At 61.5% G+C, this 8,946-nt stretch carries 10 protein-coding genes and 1 tRNA gene; 3 read left to right on the top strand and 8 right to left on the bottom strand.

All coding sequences use genetic code 11. The features are described from left to right. The 5 genes from JO236_RS12425 to JO236_RS12405 all read right to left on the bottom strand — a co-directional run. Positions 1-216 (bottom strand): hypothetical protein (locus tag JO236_RS12425; RefSeq protein ID WP_293330129.1); only part of this gene is annotated, 216 nt, incomplete at its 3' end. A gap of 2 nt (positions 217-218) precedes the next feature. Continuing rightward, the gene (locus tag JO236_RS12420) at positions 219-1,187 is read right to left on the bottom strand and encodes a zinc-binding dehydrogenase (RefSeq protein ID WP_293330135.1); all 969 of its coding nucleotides are present in this window, start codon (positions 1,185-1,187) and stop codon (positions 219-221) included. A gap of 2 nt (positions 1,188-1,189) precedes the next feature. Then, a complete protein-coding gene (locus tag JO236_RS12415) occupies positions 1,190-2,365 on the bottom strand; it encodes a cytochrome P450 (protein WP_293330132.1) in 1,176 nt (391 codons plus the stop codon). A 162-nt stretch (positions 2,366-2,527) separates the two neighbouring features. After that, on the bottom strand, positions 2,528-2,719 hold the full coding sequence (locus JO236_RS12410; protein ID WP_293330126.1) for a ferredoxin: 192 nt from the start codon (positions 2,717-2,719) through the stop codon (positions 2,528-2,530). 21 nt (positions 2,720-2,740) lie between these two features. After that, entirely contained in the window at positions 2,741-4,000 is a 1,260-nt protein-coding gene (locus tag JO236_RS12405) for a cytochrome P450 (RefSeq protein WP_293330123.1), read from the bottom strand. Positions 4,001-4,306: 306 nt separating this feature from the next. On the opposite strand from JO236_RS12405, the gene JO236_RS12400 reads away from it, so the two are divergent. Together JO236_RS12400 and JO236_RS22530 are read left to right on the top strand one after the other, a co-directional pair. Then, the gene (locus JO236_RS12400) at positions 4,307-4,717 is read left to right on the top strand and encodes a hypothetical protein (RefSeq protein WP_293330120.1); all 411 of its coding nucleotides are present in this window, start codon (positions 4,307-4,309) and stop codon (positions 4,715-4,717) included. 59 nt (positions 4,718-4,776) lie between these two features. After that, entirely contained in the window at positions 4,777-4,953 is a 177-nt protein-coding gene (locus JO236_RS22530) for an integrase core domain-containing protein (RefSeq protein ID WP_416362230.1), read from the top strand. 434 nt (positions 4,954-5,387) lie between these two features. Here JO236_RS22530 and JO236_RS12390 read toward each other — a convergent pair whose 3' ends face one another. The 3 genes from JO236_RS12390 to JO236_RS12380 all read right to left on the bottom strand — a co-directional run bounded on the left by JO236_RS12390 (position 5,388) and on the right by JO236_RS12380 (position 8,306). Next, entirely contained in the window at positions 5,388-6,860 is a 1,473-nt protein-coding gene (locus JO236_RS12390; RefSeq protein ID WP_293330118.1) for a hypothetical protein, read from the bottom strand. A gap of 219 nt (positions 6,861-7,079) precedes the next feature. After that, the gene (locus tag JO236_RS12385; protein ID WP_293330115.1) at positions 7,080-8,156 is read right to left on the bottom strand and encodes a tyrosine-type recombinase/integrase; all 1,077 of its coding nucleotides are present in this window, start codon (positions 8,154-8,156) and stop codon (positions 7,080-7,082) included. A 77-nt stretch (positions 8,157-8,233) separates the two neighbouring features. Further along, positions 8,234-8,306, bottom strand: a tRNA-Ala gene (locus JO236_RS12380). A 118-nt stretch (positions 8,307-8,424) separates the two neighbouring features. Between JO236_RS12380 and JO236_RS12375 the strand changes: the two genes are divergently transcribed. Further along, positions 8,425-8,946 carry a hypothetical protein gene (locus tag JO236_RS12375; protein ID WP_293330112.1) on the top strand — a complete coding sequence of 174 codons (522 nt, stop codon included), beginning with the start codon at positions 8,425-8,427 and terminating at the stop codon, positions 8,944-8,946.

The raw sequence follows: 8,946 nt of genomic DNA, 5'->3' as shown, positions 1-8,946 counted from the left end.
AACCAGCGCCATGGTCAGCGAGCCATCGGGCGGCTCGATGGTCGACCATAATCCGTGTTCGTGCAGTCTCTTCCAACTCGCTGGCCACGAACGCGCCCAGCCGTCGTCGGGCAGATTGGGATACAGTGATCCAAGTAAGTCTCGCGTCGCCTGCCGCAATAGCGCGATTTCTTCGGCCAGCTGGTCAGTGCCCTGGTTTTGCGTCTCGCCGGGCACGCTCATAGTGTGATCGCGATCTTGATGCGTTGTGGCGTTGGGCGACAGGCTAGCTCGAACGCGGCTGCGACATCGCCGACTGCAAAGGTGTGGGTCAGGAAGTTGTGAAGAAGTTCGGGGTGTTCGCGGGCAAACTCGTCGGCGCGGCGCAGCACTCGCATCCGATCGAACGTAAGACCTGATTTCACGGTCAGATTGTTGCGCAGCATGGTGCGCATGCTGATTGGGTAGTACTCATCGTCGGCCACACCGAAGTAAAAAATCGTGCCACTGGGGGCCGCCGCTGCGACGGCGTGGCTGAGGGTCGCGACCTGATGGCCGACGGCTTCAATCACGATGTTGGGTCTGGCTCGGGTCTCGAGGGTACGCAGCCAGCGGTCGCTGGTGGCACGCACGATGGTGTCGACGCCGAACAAGGGTCCGATCTCCATGCGGTCGATCGGGTCGACGCCGGTGACCCGAGCCGCGCCCATAGCCTTGGCCGCGTATGAGAACAGCAAGCCGATTGGCCCCTGACCGATGACGGCGACGTGACTGCCCGCGATGTTAGGGATTTGTTCGAGTGCATACAGAACGCATGCCAGCGGTTGAAGTCCTACGGCCAGTGCGGGGCTGAGCACCGGGTCGTATTTAGCCAGCCCATTTCCGTCGGATACGACGTGGGCCATCAGGCCATCAAATCCCGATGCCCAGCCGACGACCTTATCTCCGGGCCGGTGTTCACTGTGACGACTCGCGACCACTTCGCCAACGATCTCGTGAATGGGATATCCGTCTATCTCGGCGGCGTTAACTCCGGTGTCGGCGGTGAGTTTGCTCGCGATGCCTTTGAATCCCGGTAGGTCGGTACCGCAGATGCCTGCGGCCAGGAACCTCATCAGCACCTGGTCGTCCGCAAGCGATTCGGGTGACTTCGTAGGGATCTCATTGCATTCGAAGGTGTAGGGCGCGACAAGCCGGTAGGACCACACGGTCAGACCTGCACGGGGATACTGTTCCAGCCCCATTGGAAGCTGGAAGGTGGCCGCGACGCGCACTCGGTGACAATCCTGAAGTCAGAGACTCGCTTAAGCCATTCCTGGATCATGATGGTGATTTCCAATCTGGCTAAGTGCACCCCAAGGCAAAAGTGCTGTCCTCGACCGAACGCCAGCAATCGCTGAATGGGCCGATTCCAGATGAAGTCGTCTGGGTGCTCGTACTCACGCTCGTCACGGGCCGCCGAGGCCAGCAATGTGATGACGCGCTGACCGGGCTGAAGGGTGGTGCCGTGAATCTCGAAGAGCTTCCGGACTGTTCGCGCGAACCATTGCGCGGGAGCGCAATAGCGAATGATCTCTTCCCGGGCTACCGGCACGGTGGTATCGAGATCGGCACGCACCGCGGCCATTTGGTCGGGCCGCAAACTGAGTTCCCATAGCCCTTGGGCAGTGATTTTCGGCACCGTCTCAGTACCGCCGATGAACACGCCGAGCATCTGGGTGGCCGCCTCAATGTCGGAGAACGTCGATCCGTCCGGCAGTTGGTAATCGATCAAAGCGTCAGGTATGGGCGCGGCCCCGTCCGCGCCTTGGGCGCGCCGACGTTCGATGACAGGGGCCAGGTAGGACAGATAACCCGGCCGGGCATTGCCTACCTCGACGCCGGCACCGGGTTGGGCGAGGCTACCGGCATTCACGGTGGCCAAAACGTCAGCCGCAAGGTCGGTTGGCAAACCAATCAACTCACAGACGATCGAGGCCGCAACGATGCCTCCGTAGTCCTGGGTAAGGTCAAAGCTGCCCCGCGGGATGAGCTCGTCGAGTCTCTCGTTGGCCAGAATTCGGATTCTCTCGGCGAGCTTGAGCACCGACTTGGGGCGCAGCGGCATGGAAGTGCACCGGCGGACGTCCTCGTACAGCGGCGAGTCGAAGTTGGCGTGGAACGGCATGGGGTGTAGCGGCGGATCGGGGACGGGTCCCTCATTTCGCTTCTCTAGGACGGCCGCTGCTGGCAGCGTCCCTTCCGATGCCACGAAGGTGCCGTCGTTGATTTGCAGCAGTTGCCAGATGTCCTCGAATCGCGACAGCGCATAGATGTCCCATTTCGCGATGTAGTAAAGCGGGTGTTCGTCGCGCAGAACCCGGTAGTAGGGCAAAGGGTTACTCATCACTTGCGGGTCGAACGGATCGTAGGTGAATTGTTGGGCCGTCACGCTTTTCAAGGGTGTGTTCCAATCGCGTTGCGCTGCTGCGCATGCACCAGGTGAAGCCTGTCATGACTGCACCGGTCGTTTCGCGGCGCTGGCCGGGCGGCGATCCTCACGGCTTCGCTACTCCTCGAGCCGCAACGCGGCAGCGGGACACTGGGTGACGGCTTGCCCCATGCGTCCACGATCGGACTCGGGCCGTTCGGCTGCGAGAATCTGTACACTTCCGTTGTCTTGCACCTCGAATACATCGTCGGCGATCGACTCGCAGATTCCGTGTCCGGTGCATTTGGCGAGATCAACTTCCACCCTCATGATGTCTCCAATCGGGCCGGGCTACTGGACGTGAGCGGGCAGGCGCTTCACGCCGTGGACAAAGTTGCTGTAGAGGAATTCGGGTTCGCCGAAATCAACGGTATTCAGCCGAGTCAACAACTCGCGGAACAGGTTTCGTAGCTCGGTTTTCGCCAGCTGATTGCCCAGGCAAAAGTGCGGCCCGCCGCCACCGAAGCCGAGGTGTGGATTTGGCGAGCGCTTCACATTGAAGCACTCGGGTTCGTCGAATACCGACTGATCACGGTTGGCTGAGCAGTAGAACAGGCCCACCTTCTCGCCGGCGTTGATGTGTTGGCCGGCGATCTCGACGTCTTCGGTGGCGAACCGCGCGAATTGCATCACCGGCGAGGCCCAACGCACAAACTCTTCGATAGCCACGCCGATTCGGTCTTCATAGTCTTCCATCAACCACGCGCGTTGACCCGGGTTCTGCGTCAGCGCCATCATCGCGTGTGTGGTCGTCTGCTTGGTGGTGTCGTTTCCCGCAGACGACAACAGAACAAGGAACGCACCCACCTCGTCATCGGTGAGCCGGTGCCCGTCCACTTCGGCGGCTACGATGCTGGTCATCAGGTCGTCTCCCGGGTGCGCGCGGCGGAATTTGGCCAATTCCACGCCAGTTCCACTGAGCAGTAGCATCTCGTTGATGGTGTCTTGAGCGCGCTCGTCCAATGAGCTGTACTCGTCATCGCTCATGCTGAAGAGCTTCTCTGCGGCCTTTGCCACCGCGGGCTGATCAGACGGCGGCACACCGAGCATGTCCATGATCGTCATCATCGGCAGCCGAGCCGAACAGGCGGCCACGAAATCCACGTCGCCCGCGCCCATCAGATCGTCGACGATTTTCACCGCATTGTCATGGATCTGTTGTTCGATTCTTCGGACGTTGCGCGGGGTGAACGCCGCGCTGATCAACCTGCGGTAGACCGTGTGCCGTGGCGGATCCATGGTCAAAAAGAATGTCGCCAATCGCTGCACTTCGGCGGGCATCGGATCCAGAGCAACGCCCTGGGCCGATGTGAACAGGTCCGGGCGCTGGCTGGCGAAGACGATATCTTCGCGTCGGGTCAACGCCCAGAATCCATTCTCCTCCATCGGGAACAGGGTGGACAGCGGCCGATGCCAGCTGATTCCCTCATTCGCGCGCAGGTGAGCAAACGTGTTATCGCGCTGGGCGAATGGTTGGCTCCAGAAGTCGTGTGACGTGATGTCGAGGCTGTTGTATTCGTGCTCGTATAGCGCGCTGTCAACCGTCGCCACCTTCGCCTCCCTCCCGGATTCCATACCACACGCTCTAATGATCCAGCGTGACACTTTATGCATAATTTGTAAAGCTCCCTAGTGGCAGCAACACGGTCCGGCGAGCAACGGCTCCAGGCGCACAGGTGCGCTCGGTCTTGCTGAGAAGTCCACCACTACACCGTGTTACGAAGACGCCGGTGCAACGCGGCCACCGGGCGAAGGGCGCGGGGCGGCAGCTCCGACACCACTGGGGCCGAATCGGTCGAGATGCTGCGCGCCGCAGCAGGCACCCTCAGCGCTTGGCGCCACCGTGAACACGGAACCGTGAAGGCCGTCAGCTCGCCTCCGATGCTGATGCGCCGCGATGACCCGGTACTTCTGGTCGCTCTTACCGACGTCACGGAATGGCACCTGGCCCGCCAAGGCCTGCCCGTCCCATCGACCTCCACGATTCGACGCATCCTCGACCACCACGGCCTAATCACCCCGCAGCCACGCAAACGCCCCAAAAGCTCCTACATCCGATTTGAGGCCGCCCAACCCAACCAATGCTGGCAATCCGACTTCACCCACTGGTCGCTGGCCGACGGCGCCGAGTTAGAGATCCTCAACTGGCTCGACGATCACTCTCGCTACCTGCTCGCCTGCACCGCCTACCCCGCCTTACCGGCCCCGACGTCGTGGCCAGCTTCACCACCACCGCCACGATCTACGGCCTGCCCGCAGCCACCCTGACCGACAACGCCGCGGTCTAGACCTCACGATTCACCCACGGCCACAACGACTTCGAACGCCTGCTAGCCAGCCTCGGAGTCACCCAAAAAAACGGCCACCCCGGCCACCCACAAACTCAAGGCAAAATCGAACGCTTCCACCAAACCCTCAAACGCTGGCTCACCGCACGACCACACCCCACCGACCTACAAACCCTGAACCGCCCCGGGATGTCCGGAGCCGACGGGCGGGGCTGATCGCCCTAGACTCGACAGCACGCACCGTGCGATCGGTTCCCGTGCCCAACACCGCCTTGTGCTCCGGCAGCCACGAGATCCAGTGCGTCAACGGCTACACAATTCAACGGGATGACGGTGGATAGTCGTCATCATCCGCGAAGCGTGGTCGCTTAACCCACTACCCTGACTCACTACGGCGTTGTGTCACCGACTTCCGTTCTTTGGGCTTTGAGCTGAAGACTGGGTTCTCCAGGCGCGGGTAGACGATGCCGCGAAGGCGGAAGTGCGGAAGCTTTTCGGTCGCCCCGGACGCAGCCCTTGCGGAAACCGAGTCGTTCGTATCCATTCGCCTGCTCGATCAGAAAAGCAAACCCCCGGAACCCGCACGTGAAAATCCACCCTCGAACTGAATTCGGCTCGCATCGCTAGCGAGCCTTCGCTGGTGCCGTCGTCTACCCCGCTTCGTCAATGCCGAGCGCTGGAAATGGGTAGGTATTCCAGGCATTCTCAAGAATAATGTTCGGTCTGTTGCCGTGCAGACGAACATCGTGAATGGGTAATGCGGTCCCGACAGTGTGGTCCCGAAGGACCTCGAGGAGACGATCTTCGATTGCGGCGCCATGTGTCACCCACGCTTCCAGATCGCGCGCGCTAATCGCCGCCACCGGCACGTTCCGCAGATGACCAGCCGACAGCGTGGCACCGTGCTTCTCGACGAGGTAAGCGTTCCCGCCATAGATTGGCTCGGCAGACACGATTATTGCGAGTATTGGCCTATCTGACGGAATGTGGCTGAACTCAGGAGTTTTGGTAGCCAATTGCTCGACTGAACGCCCAAGCTGGTCGTATGCCTTGCCCACCGCGCGGGTGAGTTCAGGAAACAGGGCGGAGCCGCCTGCGCGGGCTGCAAGACTGAGACGTTTGAGTTTGCACTCAATAATGAGCACCAGACCTGGCAAAACGACGAACCAGTCGACGCTCTTCTTGTCCCGACGCGGGCCGTAGGTGAGCTCGGGATGTACTTCGGCACCGTCGATCAAACGTAGATGCCGACCGACATAATGCTCGAACAGATGACCTAGGTCGGTCGTAAACGCCTCGTCGTAGCGCTCCAAACCTGGATAGTAAAGCCCGCCTGGCGTTACCGTCCTCATAATCAGGCGCGGCGCCGGCGCCACGGTGACGCCGTTTGCGAGCTCCACGAACGGCGTTCGCACCAGCGGGTTGTAGTCGAACTTCACGAGCTCCTTAATTCCGTGCGACCGCTTGGCGAAGTCGTCCCGAAACTCCGCCTGTGTCGCGGTAAGACGACCTGCTGCCGCCTCGATGTTGCCGCGCGGATAAAGCTCAAGCACATCCTTAAAGTTGTCCTGGTCAAGCCATGATCTGTTGTATAGCCCGCCGTTCTGGTTGGCACCCACCTGTAAGACGAACGTTGCGACGATGGCGTCCCCCAGCGGCACGCCACCGAGTACCTCCGCCAACGCGAACTCGGAAATCACCTTTGTGTCGACGTCGTTAAGTCCCTCAATCATGAGGGCATGGGACCGCGCCAGCTCTTCGAAAATGGACTCCTGCCATGGGAACTGCTCGTAGAGAATCGGGGTAACGAGAGATACCAGAACCCCTGGATCTCCTCGGGCGGGCTGTCGCGGAACGTCCGCATCGAAGAACTTCCGCAGGAGAACGACAATCCCATCGTCCGTGACAGGCTTATCCCGGTGCTCGTTGCCGTACAGAAGGGATTCGCGCGCAATTGCCGCGAGACCCCACGGCGGGCATCGGCGCTTCACGTCGTCGGCGTACGGTGGCTCCCCCAAGGCCGCGGAGATCCGTGCGATCGTCGGAACGAGCTGGCTCGGTCGATAAGCGCGACAAGATTGCACGAACTCGTTGAAGTTTCTACTCCACCGCGAAGGTGCCATCGAGTCAGAGTAATTAGCGATGCCGACGTATCGGACAACGAGCCGTCTCATACTGTTACTGAGCTCAGCAGTACCGGCTTTGATCCAAGGGGCGCTAAAGCTCAACGTCTAATCCGGAGACTCGCTTAATCGTGGATAACCGCTTGTTATTCATGCGGGTCAGGCAACGACTGCAGACGTCGGCGACGGTCGCTTGGAAAGCAATCTGAAGCGATCCTGTTAGCCGAGCGCCGATCCGATGGCGTCGGCGGCGGCTTGTGCGCTTCGCCGATCGAGGTGGCCGTACACACCAATTGTGGTCTGTATTGATTCGTGCCCGAGATGCTGCTGGATCACCGGCAGCGGCACCCCGGCGTGGATCATCCACGACGCGCAGGTGTGCCGGAGGTCGTGTACCCGTGGAGATTTCCTCAGTCCCGCCTTCATCGCCGCGTCGCGACCTGGCTTCCAGCCACCGTTGAAAAACTCCTGTGCACGAACCGGATTCCCGGCGCCGTTGGTGAACAGGAAGCCTGGCGCTGTGAGGTCGATGACCTCTAGCGCCGCCGGCGGCACGCTGATGGTGCGGATCGATTTCTTCGTCTTGGGCGGCCCGATCTCGGGCCGGTAATCACCGGAGTACTTCCATGCCTTGTTGATTCGGCACGTCTTCGCTTTGATGTCGATGTCCGCGGCGCTCAGCGCGGTCGCCTCCGAGAAGCGCATGCCGGTGGTCACTAGCCAGGTGGCCAGGTTCTTCCACCGCTCGCGTTCGATGTGGTCACGCAGCAGCCGGAACTCGTCCGGTGTGAGGAAGACCGTCTCCTCGACGCGCGTGTGCGGCAACCGTCGCCCCTGGCACGGATTGGACGGAACAACCCCAGCTCGCACCGCGGCGTTGAACGCCCCCGACAGGAACCCGTGTTTGTTCGCGATCGTCTTGCCGCTGCCGCCGAGCTGCTTGACCCACTTCGCGATGGTGGTTTCGGTGACCGCCGAGACCGGCATGGACCCAAACACCGGATCCACATCGCGGGTGACGTACGTGCGGTACCGCCCGAGGGTCGCGGGCTGGACCCCGGTCAAGTTGTCGATGTGAGTCTTGAGCCACTCGGTGACCGTCGGGACGTGACGACCGATCTCGTCGAGCTCAATAATGCGCAACGCCTCATCCGGCCCGTGGTCCTCCAACAGCGTCTTGAAACGCTCTGCGGCCGGGAGGTTTTCGAAAGTCAGCGAGCGCTGACGACCGTCCCGGCGCCACAGCACACGGTAGGTGTTCCCTGCGCGGTTTTTCTGGGCGTGGATGCTTGCCACAACCGTCGATGTTACGTGATCTGTTACGTCAATCCCGACGCAACTTCAGAAATGCCATCTGAACTGCCGGTTCTCAGTGGAGCTAAGGGGATTCGAACCCCTGACCTACTCGATGCGAACGAGTCGCGCTACCAACTGCGCCATAGCCCCTGATCGGTAGCAGGCTACCAGTCCTGGCACCAACCGCCGAACCAGAAGTGCTGCTGCCGAGGGCCAGAGCAGGTCCCAGTAGCCTCACGGCCATGACCGACAGTTCGACCGAGGCGCAGTGAGCGTCGCAGGGTTGGTACTTGGGATAATCGCCACGGCGCTGGCGGTGGCGTCGCTCACCTGGCAGGTGGTGTTGCGGCTACCGGGGCCACGTCCGCAGCTGACGCCCGTGGTCGGACTGCTGACACCCGGAGGCCTGGTAACCACCGACGGCAGCCGCGACGCCCGCGAGTTCCTGTTACCAGCCGCGGGGCAGTGGGTCGGTCAACTGATCGTCGGTGTCAAAGTCGTCAACGTCGCGCGTGCTCCCTTGCGCGTGGCCGACTGGGCCATCCGCACCGATCCCGAGAGCATGTCACTGGCGCCCGCACCGATCGGGGGCACCGAGATTCCCCGCGACATACCGCCGCGCGCGAGTGCGGTCTTCGTCACCAAGTTGGAGAACGCCCAACGCTTCGCAGAGGCCGCGGCACGCGTCGACGGTGCGCCGCCGCAGATTGTGCTAACCGTGTCGTCGGGCTCACGCAGCTACGTCACCAAACCCGTTGCACCTGAATTGCTTTCGCTGGAACCGCGATAG

Origin of the sequence: Mycobacterium sp. (genome assembly GCF_019247635.1) — a bacterium.
Classification (GTDB): domain Bacteria; phylum Actinomycetota; class Actinomycetes; order Mycobacteriales; family Mycobacteriaceae; genus Mycobacterium.
Note: the sequence above shows the minus strand (reverse complement) of the source record. Positions and strands in the feature narration are given on the sequence as shown.